The organism is Luedemannella flava (assembly GCF_039528515.1).
GTDB classification, from domain to species: domain Bacteria; phylum Actinomycetota; class Actinomycetes; order Mycobacteriales; family Micromonosporaceae; genus Luedemannella; species Luedemannella flava.
Map to the genome: position 1 here is coordinate 23603 of NZ_BAAALT010000086.1, position 18904 is coordinate 42506.

The 18904-nt window shown below is 70.7% G+C and carries 17 protein-coding genes; 7 read left to right on the top strand and 10 right to left on the bottom strand.

The annotated features are described in order from the left end of the window. Window positions 1–15: 15 nt before the first annotated feature. From ABD211_RS16080 to ABD211_RS16095, 4 genes are all read left to right on the top strand, one after another. Window positions 16–2601, top strand: a complete 2586-nt coding sequence (locus tag ABD211_RS16080) for a carboxypeptidase regulatory-like domain-containing protein (RefSeq protein ID WP_344131769.1) — start codon at window positions 16–18, stop codon at window positions 2599–2601. A 132-nt stretch (window positions 2602–2733) separates the two neighbouring features. Next, complete coding sequence (locus ABD211_RS16085) at window positions 2734–3300, top strand: class I SAM-dependent methyltransferase (RefSeq protein ID WP_344131816.1); 567 nt, start codon at window positions 2734–2736, stop codon at window positions 3298–3300. Between the two features lie 70 nt (window positions 3301–3370). Then, window positions 3371–3952, top strand: a complete 582-nt coding sequence (locus ABD211_RS16090; RefSeq protein WP_344131772.1) for a cysteine hydrolase family protein — start codon at window positions 3371–3373, stop codon at window positions 3950–3952. Continuing rightward, window positions 3949–4926 (top strand): GlxA family transcriptional regulator, encoded by a 978-nt coding sequence (locus ABD211_RS16095; protein WP_344131775.1) that lies wholly within the window; start codon window positions 3949–3951, stop codon window positions 4924–4926. Before ABD211_RS16090 ends, ABD211_RS16095 begins: the two co-directional genes overlap by 4 nt. On the opposite strand, the gene ABD211_RS16100 is transcribed toward ABD211_RS16095, so the two are convergent. Further along, on the bottom strand, window positions 4814–5215 hold the full coding sequence (locus tag ABD211_RS16100) for a hypothetical protein (protein WP_425560423.1): 402 nt from the start codon (window positions 5213–5215) through the stop codon (window positions 4814–4816). The two genes, ABD211_RS16095 and ABD211_RS16100, sit on opposite strands and share 113 nt — an antisense overlap. Window positions 5216–5304: 89 nt before the next feature. Here ABD211_RS16100 and ABD211_RS16105 point away from each other — a divergent pair, with 89 nt between their 5' ends. After that, a complete protein-coding gene (locus ABD211_RS16105; RefSeq protein ID WP_344131777.1) occupies window positions 5305–5535 on the top strand; it encodes a hypothetical protein in 231 nt (76 codons plus the stop codon). A gap of 77 nt (window positions 5536–5612) precedes the next feature. Here the strand turns inward: ABD211_RS16105 and ABD211_RS16110 are convergent, their stop codons facing one another. Together ABD211_RS16110 and ABD211_RS16115 are read right to left on the bottom strand one after the other, a co-directional pair. Further along, window positions 5613–7007 carry an MFS transporter gene (locus tag ABD211_RS16110; protein WP_344131780.1) on the bottom strand — a complete coding sequence of 465 codons (1395 nt, stop codon included), beginning with the start codon at window positions 7005–7007 and terminating at the stop codon, window positions 5613–5615. Beyond that, window positions 7004–8392, bottom strand: a complete 1389-nt coding sequence (locus tag ABD211_RS16115) for an MFS transporter (RefSeq protein WP_344131783.1) — start codon at window positions 8390–8392, stop codon at window positions 7004–7006. The genes ABD211_RS16110 and ABD211_RS16115 overlap by 4 nt, the downstream gene beginning before the upstream one ends. A 151-nt stretch (window positions 8393–8543) precedes the next feature. On the opposite strand from ABD211_RS16115, the gene ABD211_RS16120 reads away from it, so the two are divergent. Then, entirely contained in the window at window positions 8544–9332 is a 789-nt protein-coding gene (locus ABD211_RS16120) for a helix-turn-helix transcriptional regulator (protein WP_344131786.1), read from the top strand. A 407-nt stretch (window positions 9333–9739) separates the two neighbouring features. Here the strand turns inward: ABD211_RS16120 and ABD211_RS16130 are convergent, their stop codons facing one another. The 7 genes from ABD211_RS16130 to ABD211_RS16165 all read right to left on the bottom strand — a co-directional run bounded on the left by ABD211_RS16130 (window position 9740) and on the right by ABD211_RS16165 (window position 18071). After that, complete coding sequence (locus ABD211_RS16130; protein WP_344131789.1) at window positions 9740–9958, bottom strand: transposase; 219 nt, start codon at window positions 9956–9958, stop codon at window positions 9740–9742. Window positions 9959–10225: 267 nt separating this feature from the next. Further along, window positions 10226–10987, bottom strand: a complete 762-nt coding sequence (gene narI / locus ABD211_RS16140; RefSeq protein WP_344131792.1) for a respiratory nitrate reductase subunit gamma — start codon at window positions 10985–10987, stop codon at window positions 10226–10228. After that, window positions 10984–11589 carry a nitrate reductase molybdenum cofactor assembly chaperone gene (narJ, locus tag ABD211_RS16145; protein WP_344131795.1) on the bottom strand — a complete coding sequence of 202 codons (606 nt, stop codon included), beginning with the start codon at window positions 11587–11589 and terminating at the stop codon, window positions 10984–10986. Before narJ ends, narI begins: the two co-directional genes overlap by 4 nt. After that, window positions 11586–13256: a nitrate reductase subunit beta gene (gene narH, locus ABD211_RS16150; RefSeq protein ID WP_344131798.1), complete on the bottom strand. Its 1671-nt coding sequence runs from the start codon at window positions 13254–13256 to the stop codon at window positions 11586–11588. Before narH ends, narJ begins: the two co-directional genes overlap by 4 nt. Continuing rightward, window positions 13256–16909 (bottom strand): nitrate reductase subunit alpha, encoded by a 3654-nt coding sequence (locus tag ABD211_RS16155; RefSeq protein WP_344131801.1) that lies wholly within the window; start codon window positions 16907–16909, stop codon window positions 13256–13258. Before ABD211_RS16155 ends, narH begins: the two co-directional genes overlap by 1 nt. Window positions 16910–16997: 88 nt before the next feature. Continuing rightward, entirely contained in the window at window positions 16998–17435 is a 438-nt protein-coding gene (locus tag ABD211_RS16160; RefSeq protein WP_344131804.1) for a hemerythrin domain-containing protein, read from the bottom strand. 72 nt (window positions 17436–17507) lie between these two features. Then, window positions 17508–18071 (bottom strand): hemerythrin domain-containing protein, encoded by a 564-nt coding sequence (locus ABD211_RS16165; protein WP_344131807.1) that lies wholly within the window; start codon window positions 18069–18071, stop codon window positions 17508–17510. A 49-nt stretch (window positions 18072–18120) separates the two neighbouring features. Here ABD211_RS16165 and ABD211_RS16170 point away from each other — a divergent pair, with 49 nt between their 5' ends. Continuing rightward, a complete protein-coding gene (locus ABD211_RS16170) occupies window positions 18121–18807 on the top strand; it encodes a helix-turn-helix transcriptional regulator (RefSeq protein ID WP_344131810.1) in 687 nt (228 codons plus the stop codon). The last annotated feature ends 97 nt before the right edge of the window (window positions 18808–18904 follow it).

Below are 18904 nucleotides of genomic sequence, written 5' to 3' on the forward strand. Positions count from 1 at the left end.
ATGCTGGCGGGGGTCATGACTGCGGTGGCAGCCGTCGGTCTCCTCGCCCTGCCGGCCCTGGCCGCCCCGGCCAACGCCGGCGCGGTCGCCGCCGCGGCCGCGACCGCGACGACGGAGCCGTCGGGCCCGGCCGTCACCACGGACGCGCCCACGACGTCCGCGCCCGCCACCCCGCCGCCGAGCACCACCAGGCCGCCGACCGTGACGCGGTCGTCCGCCATGCCGCCCCCGCCGCCACCGTCGTCGTGCCCGCCGACCACGGCGGCGCCGACCACGGCGGCCGCGTCGGGCCCGGTCGTCAACGTCACCTCCCCACCGCTCGCGGGGTGCCCGGGCGGCATCGCCACCGGCCGGATCATGGACAACGGGGTCGGGGTGCAGTACGCCTACCTGACCGTCTACTCCGCGTCCAACCCCAACGTCTCGGTGCGGTCGGGGAGCACCGACGCCGACGGCCGGTTCCGGATCGTCAACATCCCGCTGGGCACCTACAAGCTCCGGATCATGCTGCCCGGCTACCAGGTCGTCCAGTGGTGGCCGGGCAAGGCCGACCACGCGTCCGCCGGCACGTTCACGTTCACCGCGATCGGTGAGGAGAAGGTCCTCGACGATCAGGCGCTCCCGCACGGCGGGATCACCGGCCACATCACCACCGCGACCGGAGGCCCGTCCACGGACACCCAGGTCGTCCTCTACAGCACCGACGGGGCCCGGCTGACCAGTGTGGCCGTGGACGCGGACGGTGGGTACACGTTCGGCTTCCTGGCCCCGGGGACCTACAAGCTGTCGGTGGAAAGGTGGCCGGGGTTCAACCCGACGCAGTACGTGCACGGCAGGACGAGCCTGGCCGACGCCGACCCGATCACCGTCGCGCTGGGCGCGCCGACGGTCGTTGACGAGCAACTGCTGGCCACGGGCGAGATCACCGGCGTGGTCACCGACCAGGGCCAGCCGGTCGCCAACGTGCTGGTGGAGGCCCGCCTCGTCAACGGCACCGGGGTGATGGCCGTGTACACCGACGCCGACGGCCGGTACCGGCTGAACCTCCTCCCCGGGCAGTACAAGCTGCGCCTCCAGGTCTACTGGGACCAGCTGGAGCAGTGGTGGCCCGACAGCGATGACGAGGCCGGTGCCCAGACGATCACCGTGACGGCGGGCGGGTCCGTCGTCGCGGACGCGCAGGCGCGCCCGTCCGTCACGGTCTGGGGCAACCTCTTCCAGGACAACAGCGAGGCGGCGTACGGCGCGACGGTCGAGCTCACCGAGGTGACCACCGGCCGGACCTACCGGACGACCGCGTACGGCCAGTGGCAGCTGCCCGTCCGGCCCGGCACCTACACGGCCAGGTTCGAGTGGAACGGCCAGGTCCAGTGGTACCACCGCGCCACGACCGCCGGGGACGCGCGGCAGTTCGTGGTGGGTACCGGGGATCCCGTCTTCCTGGAGGAGACGTTCCTCGGCGCGGCCAGCATCCTCGTCTCCGCGACCGACGCGAGGACCGGCGCGAAGGTGGACAGCTTCTGCGCCATCCTCAACGGCACGAGCAACGGCCAGCGGTGCACCAACACCGGGGTCGCCGAGTTCGAGGTCGGCGCGGGGGTGTACTCGGTGACCGTCGACGACGGCGTCCACGTGATCGGCACGATCGACAACATCAGGGTCGCCGCCGGGGACCGGGTCACCAGGTCGGTGGCGCTCACGGCGGGCGGCTCGATCGAGTTCACGGCCGTGGACGCCGGCACCGGCGCTCCGATCGCCAACGCCTGCCTGGCGTCGAAGCTGGTGGACCGGGCGCCGGAGCCGGGGCCGAGCTACGGCGGCTTCGCCTGCACCGACGACGAGGGCAGGTACACGTTCGAGCGGATCACCCCGGACCGTTACCAGTTCTTCGCGCCCGTCTACGACGACGTGCACGGTGCCCAGTGGGTCGGCCCGCGCGGCGGTGTGGGCAGCCAGGACGAGGCGAAGGTGTTCACCGTCCGCGAGGGCGTGGTCACGAAGGTGACCGTCCGGTTCGACAAGCGGGGGAGCATCTCGGGCAAGGTCACGGACCGGGCGACCGGCCAGCCGATCTTCGGCGCGTACGCCAACATCGCGGGCATGCAGGCCGGTGGCATCGTCGGGTCCACCGACACCGACGGGGCGTACACGCTCGACGGTCTCGGGCCGTACGCGTGGAAGCTGTCGTTCTGGCACCCGGATTACGCCGGGCAGTGGTCCGGCGCGGTGGCCGAGCGTTCGGCGGCGACCACGGTGAAGGTGCGGGTCGGCGCGACCACGACGTACAACCTGCCGATGCGCAAGGGCACCCTGGTCACCGGCGTGGTGACGTCAGCGCCGGGAACCCAGCAGAACTGGTTGTTGGTCACGGTCCTCAACGCGAGGACGCACGACTTCCGCAGCTACATCGAGGTCAACGCCGACGGTACGTACCGCGGGTGGGTCCTTGGGCCGCAGAAGGTGCACCTGAGCCTCGAGGGCTCCGTCGACGGGGTGCGCGGGCACGTCTGGTGGCGCGACGGGAAGACCTTCGCGGGCGCCGACACGCTCGCCGTGCCCCGGACGGGCACGGTGACCGCGAACTTCACCTTCAACCCGTAGCCGGTGGTCCGCCGGTCGCCGTCCTCCGGGTCGGCGGCCGGCGGGCCCATCCGCTACAAAGGCACGGTGACGAGCTTCCGCTATGACGACCTGTTGGACCGGCTGCGCACCGCGTACGACGGCGGTGCCGCGATGCGCGACGCCGAGATCAAGGCCGAGTGGAAGCTGGTCGAGCGGTCGGCGTTCCTGACCCGGCTCCGCGACGCGAAGGCGGTCCGGCTGCTGGAGATCGGCGCCGGCACCGGCCACGACAGCGTGTTCTTCCGCGACAACGGCCTGACCGTCGTCGCGACCGACCTGTCGCCGCAGATGGTGGCGCGCTGCCGGGCCAAGGGCCTCGACGCCCACGTGCGTGACTTCCTCAACCTGGGCTTCCCGCCGGCCTCGTTCGACGCGGTGTACGCGGTGAACTGCCTGCTGCACGTGCCCACGGCCGACCTGCCGGCCGTGCTCGCCGCCATCCGTGACGTGCTCGTCCCGGGTGGGCTGTTCTTCCTGGGCGCCTACGGGGGCGTGGGCGAGGAGGGCATCGTCGAGTGGGACCGCCACGAGCCGCACCGCTTCTTCGCCTGGCGCGGCGAGGAGCAGATGATCGACGCGGCCCGGGAGTACTTCGACGTGGTCGACAGCCACCGGGTGGCGATGACCGACCATGACCACCACTTCCACTCGCTCACGCTGCGCCGCCCGGCCGGCTGACCGGATCGGTCCGCTCCCGGGCATGATGGTGCCTGCCGCGCAGGGGGTCGCGGGGGACAGGATCGGGGGCATGAAGCGAGCACTCGTCGTCATCGACGTACAGGAGTCCTTCCGGCAACTGCCGATCTGGGCCGCGATCTCGAACCCGGACGTCGCCAAGCAGGTGCACCGGTTGGCTGAATCGTTCCGGGCCAGCGGTGACCTCGTGGTCTGGCTGCTGCACACCGACCTGGGCACGGGCACCCCGTTCGACCCGGCGAGCGGGTATGTGCGGCTCATGGCCGGCCTCGAGACGCTCCCGGGCGAGCCGGTGCTCACCAAGACGGCCCACAACGCCTTCACGACCACGGGCCTGCAGCGGTTGCTGACGGCCGCCGGCGTGGGCGAGCTGGTCGTCTGCGGGTTGCGCACCGAGCAGTGCGTGGAGACCACCGCCCGCGTCGCGTACGACCTCGGCTACACGGTCACGTTCGTCACGGACGCCACCGCGACCAACCCGATCGAGCACCGCGACGCGCCCGCCGGCCGCCCCGTCGCGGAGATTCTCGCCGACCCGCGCACGCTGCACGTCGACGACATCATCGCCCGCACCGAGTACGCGCTGGCCGGCCGGTTCGCCACCATCGCGACCGTGGACGAGATCGTCGCGTGACGAAGGTCGTCTTCCTGCTCGCCCCCGGGGTGCACCTGCTCGACCTCGCCGGCCCGGCGCAGGTCTTCCACACGGCCGCCGCCCTCGGCGCGGCGTACGGACTGCACTACGTGGGCGAGCGGGAGGACGTGCCGACCGCGCAGGGCGTGCCGCTGGGCGCGAGCCTGGCCTGGCCGGAGCTGACCGCCGACGATCTGGTGTTCGTGCCTGGTTGGCGGACGGGGGGTGTCGCGGCCTGGGACGACAGGTTCACGGCCGCGACGCTGGACCGCCTCGTCGCGCACCACCGGGCCGGCGGCACCGTCGCGAGCGTCTGCGCGGGCGCGTTCGCGCTCGCCCGCGCCGGGCTGCTCGACGGCCGGCGCGCCACCACCCACCACGAGCTGCAGGACCTGCTGGCCGCCCGGCATCGGCGGGTCAGCGTCGTGCGGGACGTGCTGTTCGTGACCGACGGCCGGGTGGTGACCTCGGCCGGCATCGCGAGCGGCATCGACCTGGCGCTGCATCTGGTGGCGGCGCGGCACGGGCCGGCGCTCGCGGCCCGTGCCGCGCGCGGCATGGTGGTGTACGCCCGCCGCAACGGCGACGAGCCGCAGGCCAGCGCCATGTTGCGGCACCGCGCCCACGTCAACGACGCGGTGCACCGGGTGCAGGACGTCATCGACGCCCGGTTCGCCGACCCGCTGCCGCTGGCCGAGCTGGCGGCGGCGGGCGGGGTGAGCGAGCGGACCCTGACCCGGCTGTTCGACCGGGCCACGGGGCTCACCCCGCTGCGCTACCAGCAGGTCCTGCGCGTGGAGCGGGCCGAGCACCTCATCGGGCACGGCGCCACGGTCGACGCCGCCGCGCACGCGGTGGGCTTCACCGACGCCCGGATGTTGCGCCGGCTGCGCGCCCGAGCCGCTTCGCCGCCGTCTTCTTCACCGGCGGCACCGCCGCCGGTTCCGGCTTCCGGGCGAGGCCGCTCATCTTGACGCCGGTGTAGACGGCCGCCGCGAGTGCGATGTCGGACAGCAGCATGAGGCCGATCGCGTAGGAGCCCTCCGAGCCGTACACCCAGCCCATGATGAGCGGGGGGACGAAGCCGCCGAGGCCACCGGCCGCGCCGACCACGACCAGCGCGAACACCGCGCCGCTGGCCGCGCCGAGCAGCGCCGCCATGCTGAGGAAGGCGATCGTGTCGACGGGCACCAGCGTCGGCTGGAACGCCTGGATCACCGCGAACCCGGCCACCCCGGAGAAGCACCACACGAGTACGGGCACCGGGTGGAACCGGTCGGACAGCCAGCCGCCCGTGGGGCGGGCGATGACGGCGAGGACGACGAACCCGGCCGTGCGCAGGGCCGCGTCGCGTGCTCGTCCCGGGCGGGCTGTTCTTCCTGGGCGCCTACGGGGGCGTGGGCAAGGAGGGCATCGTCGAGTGGGACCGCCATGAGCCGCACCGCTTCTTCGCCTGGCGCAGCGAGGACCAGACGATCGCCGCGGCCCGGGAGCTCTTCGAGGTGGTCGACAGCCACCGGGTGCCGATGGTCGACCACGACCACCCGTTCCACTCGCTCACGCTGCGCCGCCCGGCCGGGTGACCGGACCGGTCCGGTCACCCGGCCACGCCGGAGCCGCGGGGGACAGAGCGTTGCGCCTGATCTTCGCGGGTTCCCGTTCAGCTCGGTCGCGGCGCGCCCTTGCGGGCGTACCGGATCCAGGTGATGGCTACGCACATCGCCGCCCAGGCGATCCCCACGGCGTAGAAGGCCGTGGCGCCGATGGTGGTGATGCCGACGCCGAAGAAGAACGGTCCGAATGCGGCGACGGCGGCGGTCCAGCCGATCACTCCGCCGGCCTGCCGGCGTTCGAAGATCATCGGCATCTGTTTGAAGGTCGAGGCGTTGCCGATCCCGGCGAAGAGGAAAATCGCGAGCATGCCCCAGAGGAACTGGTTGAAGTCCGATTCCAGGGCGGCGGCGGAACTGAGGTCCGGGGTAAGGCTAGGGAGGGTCCAGGCAATGGAGACGATCAGTCCGAGCCCCGAGATCAGCGTCCAGATGGCGCCGCCCATTCGGTCGGTGAGGGGGGCGAAAACGACGCGGGCGCCGGCGCCGATGAGTGGGCCGAGGAAGACGTATTTGACCGGGTCGGGCAGCGCGTAGCCGTTGATGAGGATATGGGCGCTGGCGCCGGTGCCCTGCACGATGTCTGGGTTGCCGGAGCCGTACAGGTTCGACATGAGCAGCCCGAACTGGGCGGCCAGCCCGGAGAAGGTCCCGAAGGTCATGATGTAGAGGACGGTCATCAGCCAGGTGTCGACGTTGTTGAAAATGTCGAACTGCTGCCGGATGTTGGCTTTGACCGGCACCGACTTCAGCATGGTCCAGGCGAGCACGGCGCCGATCAGCATCAGTGGGATCCACACGAAGGCGGCGTTCTGGAACCAGACCTCCTTGGCCGGCTTGCCGGGAACCGCCATGTCCTGGCTGTCCCCGAGGAAGGCGAAGAAGGAGACGGCGATCAGGTAGGGCGTCAGCAGTTGGACCAGTGAGACGCCGAAGTTGCCCAGACCGGCCTGGATGCCCAGCGCGGTGCCCTGCTTGGCGCGGGGGAAGAAATAGGAGGTGCTGGGCATGAAGCCGGAGAAGGCGCCGCCACCGATGCCGGCGAGGAAGGCGAGGGTCAGTAGTTCCCAGTAGGGAGCCGTGGGAGATTGGACCCGCACTCCCCAGCCCAGGGTGGAGGCGATGAGCAGCAGCGTGGTCAGCGACACCATCTTCCGGGTCCCGAGAATCGGGGGAAGGGTCATCCAGACGAGCCGGAACAGTCCGGCGGACAGGCCTGGTATCGCCGCCATCCAGTAGAGCTGGGTTTTGCTGAAGCTGTAGCCCAGCGCGTTCAGCTTGGGGATGATGGCGCTCGGTAGGAACCAGGCGACGAAGGCCAGCGTCAGGCAGAAGGTCGTGATCCACAGGGTTCTCCAGGCCAGCCGGGAGTCCCACTTGGTCTCGTCTTCGGGATCCCAGGACTGCAGCCATTCACCGGATCGTGTTGGTGCTGGGGTGTTCATGCCGTTCCCTCCGGATAGGCTGTCGTGGGGCGTTCGATGTGACGCGCCAGGTCGGGTGACTCGGTGTGCAGCATGTGGACGACGGTGCGGTGCATCCAGACCAGGCACACGGCTGACAGGACGAACAGGACGAAAAACGTGCTGGATGGAAAACCGGACCAGGCCTTGGTGTAGGCGAACAGCGGGGGAAGAAAGAATCCGCCCAGGCCTCCGAGCATGCCGACGAGGCCGCCGACGGCTCCGACGCTGTCGGGGAAGTACTCCGGGATGTGTTTGTAGACGGCGGCCTTGCCGATCCCCATGGTGCATCCCAGCAGGAAGACCAGGAGGGCGAACGGAACCAGACCCATCGTGTAACCGAGGTGCTCGGTCTGGCTGCCGTCGGCGTGGTCGATGACCAGGTGGCCGTTCGGCATCATCAGCACGGCGGTACTCACGAGCATGGTGGCGAGCGACCAGTACATGACCCGGCGTGCGCCGAACTTGTCCGAGAGCCAGCCGCCGGCGGGGCGCAGGAGCGACGCCGGAAAGATGTAGAAGGCGGTGAGGTAGGCGGCTGCCTGCAGCGAGACGCCGAAGTTGTCCATGTAGTACATCGGTAGCCAGGCGGCCAGCGCGACATAGGCGCCGAAGAAGGCGACGTAGTACAGGCTGAAGCGCCAGACCCGTACCTGCTTGAGCGGAGCGAGTTGCCGGCTCAACGGCTGTGACGCGCCGGGCGCCTGATCGTGGTGGGGCGCGAGGAACCAGGTGGCCGCGGCCATCATCACCAGCAGCACGGCGTACAGCACCGGGATGAACCGCCAGCCGCCCGGGAAGATGCCCAGATAGGTAGCGCCGACGGTGGTGCCCGCGATCAACGGGGGACCGACGAACTTGGTGACCGAGGCGCCGACGTTACCGGCGCCGAACACGCCGAGGGCGAACCCTTGGCGCTCGCGCGGCTGCCAGGCGGAGTTCCACGCGATGCCGGCGCTGAACGAGTTGCCGGCGAATCCGACGAAGAACGCCAGGACGAGCAGCATCGCGTAGGAATCAGCTTTGGACACCAGGTAGGCGGGCACTGCCGAGGCGAGCAGCAGGAAGGTCATCACCTTCCGCCCGCCGATGCGGTCGGTGATCATCCCGGCGGGGAGGCGCCACAGAGACCCGTTCAGGACGGCGGCGGCGACGATCCAGGACAGCTGGACCTCGGACAGCCCGAACTCGGTGCTGATGGGCTTGCCGAGGATGCCGAACATGAGCCAGGCGGCGAACAACAGGGTGAAACCGACGGTCGACAGTGCCAGCACGCGGGTGGCCCCGGCCCGCTCACGGGGCGCGGCGCCGGAGGCGGGTGCATCGATCCGCGGGGCGCTGGTCGGTTCGGTGATCGACGACGACATCGGGCTCCTTTTAGCGGACTTCAATCATCTATTTCTTCGAGATGACCATCCTTGAACAGGGATGATGCAGTCTAAGCAGGCTGGACGTGAGGTCACCTATAGGACTAGGGTCCTTTAAATAGGGTCTTTTGAACTATGGGCAGTCCTGGAGGTGCTCGAGATCGTGAGGCAGGTGCGGGCGCAACGAACGAAGTCGGAGGAGACCGCTGCGGCCCTACTCACGTCGCCGGTGCGGCGTGCGATCGTCGATGCCCTGGAGCGGGTCGCTGCACGCGGGGGCGAACCTGGGGAGAAGGTTGTAGAGGCGGGAGGAGCGACCGCAGTCCAGCTCGCTCAGGAACTCGGTATGCACGTCACGACCATGCGCTTCCATCTTGATCAGCTTGAACACGCAGGGCTCGTGCTGTCGCACTTCACGACGGCGTTCGGTGTCGGGCGACCCCGCAAGGTCTACGTCCTCGCGCCGGAGGCAGACCGGCCCGACCGGTCTGCGACCCATCTGAAGTTGCTGGCGGGACTTCTCTCAGAGGCGTTCGACTCGAACGTTACCCCCGAACAGACGGGCGCACGCTGGATTCAGGAGCACGTCGAGCTGGAACGGACCGGTCCGGCGGCCACCCCCGGCGCCTGGCTGACGAAGATCGGCCGGCTCATGGACATACTGCGGCGTTGGGGCTACAGCGCCGACGTGAGTACGACCGGCGGCGGGCGATCGTGCCGAATCGACCTGGTCGACTGCCCGTTCCTGGACCTGGCCCGTGTCTACCCTGAAGTGGTGTGCGGTATCCACCGGGGTCTGCTGGTCGGGGCGTTGGCCCAGATGGGCGAGGACGATGTCGAGATCTCGCTGAAGCCTTTCGTCGGTCCCAACCTGTGTCACGCTCACGTTCACGCGAACCAATTGTTCGACATCGCGCCGAGGGGCCCCGATGAGCCTTGAGAGTCCATCCAGCAGGCCCTGATCTCGGGGCGCCGGGGCCGAGTGGCCCGAGCAACGCCCACGCCCCAAGTTGACCAGGAACCCGACAGTGGCGAGGACGAGGTTGAGCATCGCGCCCTTCCGGGCGGATCTTCGCGGTGTGGATCAGCTCGGTCGGGCTGGTGTCGGCGGGCTGGCTGGATCGCCAGTAGGTGACGGGTTCGGGCTCGGTGTCGGGCGATTCGGCGATCAGCCACCGTTCGGGCAGGCTGCCGTTGAGGTCGCGCGGGATGCGATGCCCGGCCGGCCGGACGCGCAGCAGCACGAACTGGGAGGTGAGCAGGCCTTTGCTGCCCTCACGCCAGGAGACGGTGAGGGCCGTGTCGCGGCCGGCGGCGGCGACGTGCTCGGCCAAGTTGAGTGCGTCGTCAGTTGTCACCATAGCCGGCGTCCGCGGCCAGCAACGGCGGGCGCAGCCCGTGCGCGGCAAGCGCGTCGAGCATCTCCACGGCCAAGGCCCACTTCGGGCGGTGGTTCTCCTCGTCCGGGATCGCGCACCGCTCTCGACGCAGTCGCGCCGCCTTCGTCACCGCCTCGACATCCACCTCGGCGGGGGCGTCGCGACCAGCTGGCGCGGGCGCGGTCACGCGCGGCGCGTTCTTCAACGTCTTGCGCTGTCGGGCCTTCGCAGCACGGACCGCGGCCGGTCCCGCTGCCGCCCATCCAGCAACAGCCCTCGCAGATACGTCACACCCTTGGCCCGCTGATCCGACCGGGCCAAAGGCACAAAGACATCCGCCGCGAACGCCTCAAGACGTTGCCGCACAACCGAAAGCTCGTCAGGGGTCACTGGAGGTTGAAACTACGCACATCACCCAGCGACCCCAACGACACGCCAACCTAACAAAGCACTACTAGCGGCGTGATCGGGTGGGGCTGCCGCCGGCGGTGGGGGCGCGCGGCGGACCCTCCCAACCGGGCCGGGACGGGCGCAGGCCGGGACGGGTGTCGCGGCTGCGGTATACGACGTACGGGCGGGTGAGGTAGCCGATCGGGGCGCTGAAGGCGTGCACGAGGCGGGTGAACGGCCAGAACGCGAACAGCGCGAACGCGGCGAGGATGTGGAACTGGAAGCTCACCGGGACGCCGGCCATGATGTCCGGGTCCGGGCGCAGGTAGAACAGCGACCGGAACCAGGGCGAGATCGTCTCGCGGTAGTCGTAGCCGTCGCCGGCCACGTTCGCCTTCAACGTGGCGAGCAGGCCGAGCACGATGACGCCGAGCAGGACGAGGTACATCGCCTTGTCGTTCTTGGTGGTCGCGGCGAACACCGGGCCGGTGAGGCGGCGGCGCAGGACGAGGATCGACAGGCCGATCAACGTGCACAGGCCGGCCACGGTGCCGATGAACACCGCCGACAGGTGGTAGATGTGCTCGGTGATGCCGACCGCCTCGGTCCACGCCTTGGGGACGAGCAGGCCGCCGATGTGTCCGAAGAGGACCATGATGACGCCGACGTGGAACAGCGGGCTGCCCCAGCGCAGGATCCGGTTCTCGTACAGCTGCGACGAGCGGGTGGTCCAGCCGAACTTGTCGTACTTGTAGCGCCAGATGACGCCGCCGACGAGGATCGTCAGGCACAGGTAGGGGAAGACGACCCAGAGCAGGACCTTCATCGACGACCTCCGGTCGTGTCCACGAGTCCGAACGGTTCAAGCCCGACCTCCTCGACCGGCGGACCGGTGCGGGCCAGGGTCGCCATGGCGGCCAGGTCGGCCGCGCTGGCGAGGGGGAGCATGAGGAGCACGGCCTCGACGGCGTGGCGGTAGACCGAGTTCTCCTTGGCGAGGGCCTTGGCGAGCAGGTCGAGGCCGACGCGGTGGTCGCGCAGCAGCCGCCAGCCACCGTCGTGGGCGGCCGCCAGGTCGAGCACGGCCGGCAGGTAGTCGGGCAGTTCACCGTCGACGACCTCCAGGCCCGCCGCCTTGTACGCGGCGGCGAACCCCACGAGGGCCTCGCCGCGCCGACGCGTGTCGCCGGACGTGTAGTAGGTCAGGTGCAGGCAGCACCGGCGCCGGAAGTCGAACAGCTCCACATACTCGGTGGCGAGCGTCCGCGGGTCGGCGCCGGCCCGGTGGTCGGCGACCGCCCGCAGCGGGTCCGCCAACGACGCCGGCAGTTCGGCCAGCGCGTCGCGGACCAGCGGCAGCGCGGCGAGCACCGCCTCGTCGGGATAGCGCAGCAGGAGCGAGGCCGCCCGCGCGGCCACGGCGTTCACTTGTCCTCCTTGGGCGGGAACAGACCGTCGGGCGTGCCCTTGCCGTCCCAGTTGAGCAGGTTGACGCGGGCGTGCTTGTCCTCCGGGGCGGCCATCGTGTCGGCGGTCTGCCGGTTGCGCAGCATGTGGAAGTTCTCGTCGAAGATCGGCTGCGGGGTGCCGGACGACTCGCCGAACGGGCCCTGCCCGTACGGGCCGCCGCCGCCCATGCCGGGGCCGCCCTCGTACTCCAGGCTGCACTCGGTGCCGAGCTGTTCGAGGCGGTGCGCGTCCTCGGCGTGCGCGGCGGGGATGACGTAACGGTCCTCGTACTTGGCGACGGCGAGCAGCCGGTACATGTCGTCGATCTGCTGGCCGGTCATGCCGACGGCGGCGGCGATGTCCTCGTCGCGCTCCTCGCCGAGGTTGACCCGGCGCTGGTAGGCCCGCATCGCGCCCAGCCGGCGCAGCACGTTGCGCACGGGCAGCGGGTCGCCCGCGGTGAACAGGCCGGCCAGGTAGTCGATCGGGATGCGCAGCGCGTCGACGGCACCGAAGATGTTGTCGACGTTCTCGCCGTCGTGGCCCGTCTCGCGCAGCACGTCCACGACCGGCGACAGCGGCGGGATGTACCAGACCATCGGCATGGTCCGGTACTCCGGGTGCAGCGGCAGCGCCACCTCGTACTTCATGATCAGTTGCCAGATCGGCGAGCGCTGGGCGGCCTCGATCCAGTCCTCGGGGATGCCGTCGCGGCGCGCGGCCTCGATGACGCGCGGGTCGGTCGGGTCCAGGAACACGGAGCGCTGCGCGTCGTAGAGGTCGTGCTCGTTCTCGACGGCGGCGGCCTTCTCCACGGCGTCGGCGTCGTAGAGCATGAGGCCGATGTAGCGCAGCCGCCCCACGCACGTCTCCGAGCAGATCGTCGGCTGGCCGAGCTCGATGCGCGGGAAGCAGAACGTGCACTTCTCCGCCTTGCCGGTGCGGTGGTTGAAGTACACCTTCTTGTACGGGCACCCGGTCACGCACATCCGCCAGCCCCGGCAGCGGTCCTGGTCGACCAGGACGATGCCGTCCTCGGCCCGCTTGTAGATCGCGCCCGACGGGCACGACGCGGCGCACGACGGGTTGAGGCAGTGCTCGCAGATGCGGGGCAGGAAGAACAGGAAGGCGTTCTCGTACTCCTGCTTCACCTTGCCCGAGACCTGGGCGAGGATCGGGTCGCCGGACGCGACCTCGTTGCCGCCCGCGAGCGAGTCGTCCCAGTTCGCCGACCAGGTGATCTTCGTGTCCTCGCCGGTGAGCAGCGACTTCGGCCGGGCCACCGGCGTGTCCTCGCCGGCCGGGGCGGTCAGCAGGTGCTCGTAGTCGTACGTCCACGGCTCGTAGTAGTCCTGCATGGACGGCAGCTTCGGGTTGGCGAAGATGGAGAACAGCTTGCGGATCCGGCCGCCGGCGCGCGGCTTGAGCCGCCCGGTCTTCGTCCGGACCCAGCCGCCCTGCCACCGGTCCTGGTTCTCGTACGTGCGCGGGTACCCCTGGCCGGGCCGCGACTCGACGTTGTTGAACCAGACGTACTCCACGCCGGAGCGGTTGGTCCACGCCTGCTTGCACGTCACCGAGCACGTGTGGCAGCCGATGCACTTGTCGAGGTTCATCACCATCGACATCTGCGCCATGACGCGCATCAGTAGGTCACCTCCTGCGAGCGACGGCGGATCACGGTGACCTCGTCGCGCTGGTTACCGGTGGGGCCGAGGTAGTTGAAGGCGAACGCGAGCTGCGCGTACCCGCCGATGATGTGGCTCGGCTTGATGAGCAGGCGGGTCAGCGAGTTGTGGATGCCGCCCCGGCGCCCGTTGATCTCCGCCTTCGGCACGTCGATGACGCGCTCCTGGGCGTGGTACATGTAGACCGTGCCCTCGGGCATCTTGTGCGTGACCACGGCCCGGCAGACGACGACGCCGTTGCGGTTGACCGCCTCGATCCAGTCGTTGTCCCTGATGCCGACCTTCTGGGCGTCCACCTCGGACATCCACATCGTCGGGCCGCCGCGCGAGAGCGTCAGCATGATCAGGTTGTCCTGGTACTCGGAGTGGATGGACCACTTGGAGTGCGGCGTCAGGTAGCGCACCGTCAGCTCCAGCTCCCCGTTGCGGCCCAGGCGCGGCTCGCCGAACAGCTTGTGCATGTCCAGCGGCGGCCGGAACACGGGCAGCTCCTCGCCCAGCTCGCTCATCCAGTCGTGGTCGAGGTAGAAGTGCTGCCGGCCGGTGAGCGTGTGCCACGGCTTGAGCCGCTCGGTGTTGATGGTGAACGGCGAGTACCGGCGCCCGCCGTGCTCGCTGCCCGACCACTCCGGGCTGGTGATGACCGGCACGGGCCGCGACTGCGTGTCCGCGAAGCGGATCTTCTTGCCCTCGTGCTCGGCGGCGAGGTCCGCCAGCCGCTGGCCGGTGCGCCGCTCGAGGAACTCGAAGCCCTCGGTGGCGACCCGGCCGTTGGTGGTGCCGGACAGGGCGAGGATCGTCTCGCACGCCCGGATGTCGGTGTCCAGCCGGGGCCGACCGTCCGCGACGCCGCCGTTCACCCGGCCGTTGATCTCGCCGAGCAGCTTGATCTCGGGGTTCACGTCGACGGTCACGGCCTTGGTGGTGGTGCCCAGCCGGTCGAGCAGCGGGCCGAGCGCGGCCATCTTGTCGGCGATGGCCCCGTAGTCCCGCTCGACCACGATGAACTTCGGCATGGTCACGCCGGGGGTCGCCGGGGTCGTGCCGTCGCGCCAGTCGCGCACGATCCCGTGCGGGGTGGCCAGGGCATCGGGCGTGTCGTGTAGCAGCGGCGCCGCGACCAGATCCTTGCGTACGCCCAGGTGCGTCGCCGCCAGCGCGGAGAACGCCTTGGCGATGCCGTGGAAGATGGTGAAGTCCGTCCGGGTCTGCCACGGCGGGTTGATCGCCGGGGTGAACGCGTGGATGAACGGGTGCATGTCGGTGGTGCTCAGGTCGTGCTTCTCGTACCAGGTCGCGGCCGGGAGCACGACGTCGGAGAACAGCGTCGTCGACGTCATCCGGAAGTCCAGCGACAGCAGCAGGTCGAGCTTGCCCTCGGGGGCCTCGTCCCGCCACGTCACGTCCCTCGGCCGTTTCTCGGGTGGGGCCTCGGTCGCGCGCAGGTTCGCGGACGTGCCGAGCAGGTGCCGCAGGAAGTACTCGTTGCCCTTCGCCGACGAGCCGAGCAGGTTGGCGCGCCACACGGTGAGCACCCGTGGCCAGTTCTGCGGCGCGTCCGGGTCCTCGATGGCGAACCCGAGGTCGCCGGACACCAGGGCGTCCGCCACGTGGCCGGCAGGGTTGTCGGGGCTCGCCGCCAGGGCCTCGTCGGCCACGTCGAGCGGGTTGCGGTTGAACGTCGGCATCGACGGCATCCAGCCCAGCCGCGCCGACTGGGCCAGCAGGTCGGCGGTGTGCCGGCCCGCGAAGGCGCCCTTGGCGAGCGGCGAGGCGATGGCGCCGGCGTCGTACTGGTCGTAGCGCCACTGGTCGGTGTGCAGGTACCAGAACGCGGTCCCGATCATCTGTCGGGGCGGCCGCGACCAGTCCAGCCCGAACGCCAGTTGGGCCCAGCCGGTTACCGGGCGACACTTCTCCTGACCGACGTAGTGGGCCCAGCCGCCCCCGTTGACGCCCTGGCACCCGGTCAACGTGGTCAGGGCGAGCATCGCCCGGTAGATCGTGTCGGAGTGGAACCAGTGGTTCGTCCCCGCGCCCATGAGGATCATCGACCGGCCGCCGGAGCGCTCGGCGTTGTCGGCGAACTCGCGGGCGATGCGGGTCACCGCGCCGGCCGGCACGCCGGTGATCGGCTCCTGCCAGGCCGGCGTGTAGGGCTGGTCGGGGTCGTCGAAGTCGGCCGGCCACTGGCCGGGCAGGCCGGGGCGGGCCACCCCGTACTGCGCGAGCATCAGGTCGTACACGGTGGTGACGAGCTTGCCCGCCGCGGTGGCCGTCGGCACGCCGCGGCGCATGACCGTCGCGGACTCCGTGTCGAAACGGGGCAGCGACACCTCCACCGCCTCGCCGCCGGCGCAGCTCAGCCGCGGTTCGATGGCGCCGAGGTCGAGGTTCCACTTCCCGACGCCCGCCTCGCTGTACCGGTCGCCGAGCGATCCGTTGGGCGCGACGGGCGCGTCGGTGACGGCGTCCCAGAGCAACGGGCGGAAGGCGGCCTCGTTGTCGAGGTGGCCCAGGTCGGCGGCCGTGAGGAACTTGCCGGGCCGGTAGCCGCCGTCCTCGGCGGGCTCCAGCGCGACCAGGTAGGGCAGGTCGGTGTAGCGGCTGACGTAGTCGGCGAAGCGGGGCGTGGTCCGGTCGACGAAGAACTCCTTGAGGATCACGTGGCCCATGGCCATCGCGAGCGCCCCGTCGGTGCCGGGCTGGGCGGGCAGCCAGTCGTCGGCGAACTTGACGTTGTCGGCGTAGTCGGGGGAGACCACGACGACCTTCTGGCCCCGGTAGCGGGCCTCGGCCATCCAGTGGGCGTCGGGCGTGCGGGTCACCGGCACGTTCGAGCCCCACATGATCAGGTAGGACGCGTCCCACCAGTCGCCGGACTCGGGCACGTCGGTCTGGTCGCCGAACATCTGCGGCGAGGCCACCGGCAGGTCGGCGTACCAGTCGTAGAACGACAGCATGGTCGCGCCGATGAGGCTCATGAACCGGGCGCCGGTCGCGTGCGACACCATCGACATGGCCGGGATGGGGGAGAAGCCCGCCACCCGGTCCGGGCCGTAGGTCTTGATCGCGTACACGTGGGCGGCGGCGACGATCTCCTGCGCCTCGTCCCAGGTGACGCGGACCAGGCCGCCCTTGCCGCGCGCCTGCTGGTACTGCCGGCGGCGCACCGGGTCGGTCTGGATGTCCGCCCACGCCGCGACCGCGTCGCCGAGACGCGACTTCGCCTCGCGGAACATCTCCACGAGAACCCCCCGGGCGTACGGGTAGCGCACCCGGGTGGGGGAGTACGTGTACCAGGAGAAGGCCGCGCCCCGGGGGCAGCCGCGCGGCTCGTACTCCGGCCGGTCGGGCCCCACGCTGGGGTAGTCGGTCTGTTGCTGCTCCCAGGTGATGATCCCGTCCTTGACGTAGACCTTCCACGAGCAGGAGCCCGTGCAGTTCACGCCGTGGGTCGAGCGGACCACCTTGTCGTAGGACCACCGGTCGCGGTAGAAGGTGTCGGCCTCCCGGCCGCCGATCTGGTACAGCGCCCGGCCGTCGGGCGACACCTCGGCGCGGCGGACCAGGCCGCCCACCGCCAACAACGCCCGTCCCGCGTCCGCCATCTCGAACGTGTCCTTCCTCGTGGCTGTTAAGCCTGATTTATGGTTATCATCGACGTTCTCGGTGCCCTGGCGCCGGCGTTTCGGCTGGTCAGGGCGACGCGGCCGCCGGCGTGATCCGGTCCCACGCGGAGATCGGCAGCGCGATCACCGCCGCCGGGAACAGCCCGTGCTCCTCGTTGTCGATGTGCCGGTGCAGCCGGTCGAGCGCGGCCAGGACGGGCGCCCAGTCGGGCGCCGCCCGGTCCAGCGCGCCGAGCACGCCGTGGATGTCGTCGTGCTCGGCACACAGGTCGTCGACCGCCGAGGTCAGGGATCCCTCGGCGCGCAGCTCGGTGAACAGGCCCACCTCCTCGGTCGCGGTGTGGGGCAGGAGGAGCTCCAGGAGGGCGTCGAACGCCGGGAGCCGGTCGGCGTCCGCGGCCAGGATCGCCCGGCGCAGCCGGCCGGCGGCGTTGCTGATCGCCTCGTGCTCGTCGCTGAGACGGCCGATGAGTGGGAACTCGCGGCAGCCGCAGTAATTGCACATGGCGGAACTCCTTCCCCCGTGGTCGGTGGCGTAAGCCTCTGTGTAAATGGGTCCTCCGGGCAGGGCCGAAGGTCACGATCCGACCGTCGACCGGTCCCGGGACCGCGGGTCCTGCGCGGCGCCGCAGCCGCAGCCGCCGCACTCGCCGCCGCCGGCCGACGGCGCGCCGATCAGGTCGTGCATGCCGTCGAGCAGGCCGGCCAGCGAAACGTCGGACGCTTCGACGAGCAGCGGCACCACGAGCTCGTTCTCCTTGATCAGGTGGACCGCGAAGACGGCCGCGAGGGCCCGCGCCGCGGCCGCCAGGGCCACGGCGGTCGCCGCGTTCTCCACCTCGTGGACCAGGCCGCCGATCGCGGCGTGCTCGGCCTGCATCCCCTCCACCAGCAGCCGGCCGGCGGGTCGGGCGGCGGCGACGGGGTAGAGGGCGGCCTCCTCGGCGTACGCGTGCGGCAGCAACTCGCCGTGCAGCCAGGTCACCAGGGCCTCGCGGTGCTGCCACAGCCGCGGGGCGTCGTCGCGTTCCGCGGCCTGCAGCAGCGCCCGGGCGTACCCGTCGAGGGTGTCGGCGAGCTCGGCGTGGTGCGCCACGACCGCCTCGGCGGCGGTCCGGTCGGCGGTGTCGGTGTGTGCCATGGCACCCCTCCTGGTTTTGACGTCGTTTGACGTTATAACGTTAAGCACTGTGGAAACCAACAGGAAAGGGCCCGCGGGGGAGACGATCGACACTCCGCGCCACCGGGCCCTCGCCTCGACCAGCCGGGTGGAGATCCTGGGGCTGGTCCGGGCCGAGAACGGGCTGAGCGCCGCGGACGTCGCGGAGCGGACCGGCCTGCACCTCAACACCGTGCGGGCCCACCTCGACCGGCTTGTCGACGCCGGCATCCTGGTCAAGGCCCGGGCCAGCGCCGGGCAGTCCGGCCGGCCCGCCTGGCGCTACCGGGCCGTGGCGGACGACCCGGCCCCCGCGCCGTACCGGGCGCTGGCGTCCGCGCTGCTCGAACACCTCGCCGCAGCCGGCGAGGACGCCCGGGAGACCGCCGCGCGCGCCGGCCAGGAGAGCGGGCGCAGCGTGGCCGCCGCCGTGCCGCCCGCGCCGCCCGTCGACACCGTCCTCGCGGTCCTCGACGGGCTCGGCTTCGACCCGGGCGAGCAGCCGTCCGACACGGGCGACACGGTCGTCCACCTGCACCGCTGCCCGTTCCTCGACCTCGTCGGCAAGCAGCCCGACGCCATGTGCGGCCTGCACGCGGGCGTGGTGCGCGGCGCACTGCGCGAGGCGGGTGCCCCCGACGCCACGGTCGTCCTGGAACCGTTCGGCGCCCCGACCGCCTGCGTGGTCCGGATGCTCCTTCCCGGCGCGCGGCCATGATCGTCCCGTCAGCACCCCTGCCGTCGGCACCCGCGCCCGCGGCGGCACCCGCGCCCGCGGCGCCGCATGCGCCCGTGGCACCGGCGGCGGCCGTGGC

What these genes read in the sequence shown, in the direction of transcription:
- ABD211_RS16110 (WP_344131780.1), bottom strand. Translation starts at nt 7,007, where the DNA reads ATGAACACCCCAGCACCAACACGATCCGGTGAATGGCTGCAGTCCTGG.
- ABD211_RS16080 (WP_344131769.1), top strand. Translation starts at nt 16, where the DNA reads ATGACTGCGGTGGCAGCCGTCGGTCTCCTCGCCCTGCCGGCCCTGGCC.
- narI (WP_344131792.1), bottom strand. Translation starts at nt 10,987, where the DNA reads ATGAAGGTCCTGCTCTGGGTCGTCTTCCCCTACCTGTGCCTGACGATC.
- ABD211_RS16160 (WP_344131804.1), bottom strand. Translation starts at nt 17,435, where the DNA reads ATGTGCAATTACTGCGGCTGCCGCGAGTTCCCACTCATCGGCCGTCTC.
- ABD211_RS16165 (WP_344131807.1), bottom strand. Translation starts at nt 18,071, where the DNA reads ATGGCACACACCGACACCGCCGACCGGACCGCCGCCGAGGCGGTCGTG.
- narH (WP_344131798.1), bottom strand. Translation starts at nt 13,256, where the DNA reads ATGCGCGTCATGGCGCAGATGTCGATGGTGATGAACCTCGACAAGTGC.
- ABD211_RS16085 (WP_344131816.1), top strand. Translation starts at nt 2,734, where the DNA reads ATGCGCGACGCCGAGATCAAGGCCGAGTGGAAGCTGGTCGAGCGGTCG.
- ABD211_RS16155 (WP_344131801.1), bottom strand. Translation starts at nt 16,909, where the DNA reads ATGGCGGACGCGGGACGGGCGTTGTTGGCGGTGGGCGGCCTGGTCCGC.
- ABD211_RS16090 (WP_344131772.1), top strand. Translation starts at nt 3,371, where the DNA reads ATGAAGCGAGCACTCGTCGTCATCGACGTACAGGAGTCCTTCCGGCAA.
- ABD211_RS16115 (WP_344131783.1), bottom strand. Translation starts at nt 8,392, where the DNA reads ATGTCGTCGTCGATCACCGAACCGACCAGCGCCCCGCGGATCGATGCA.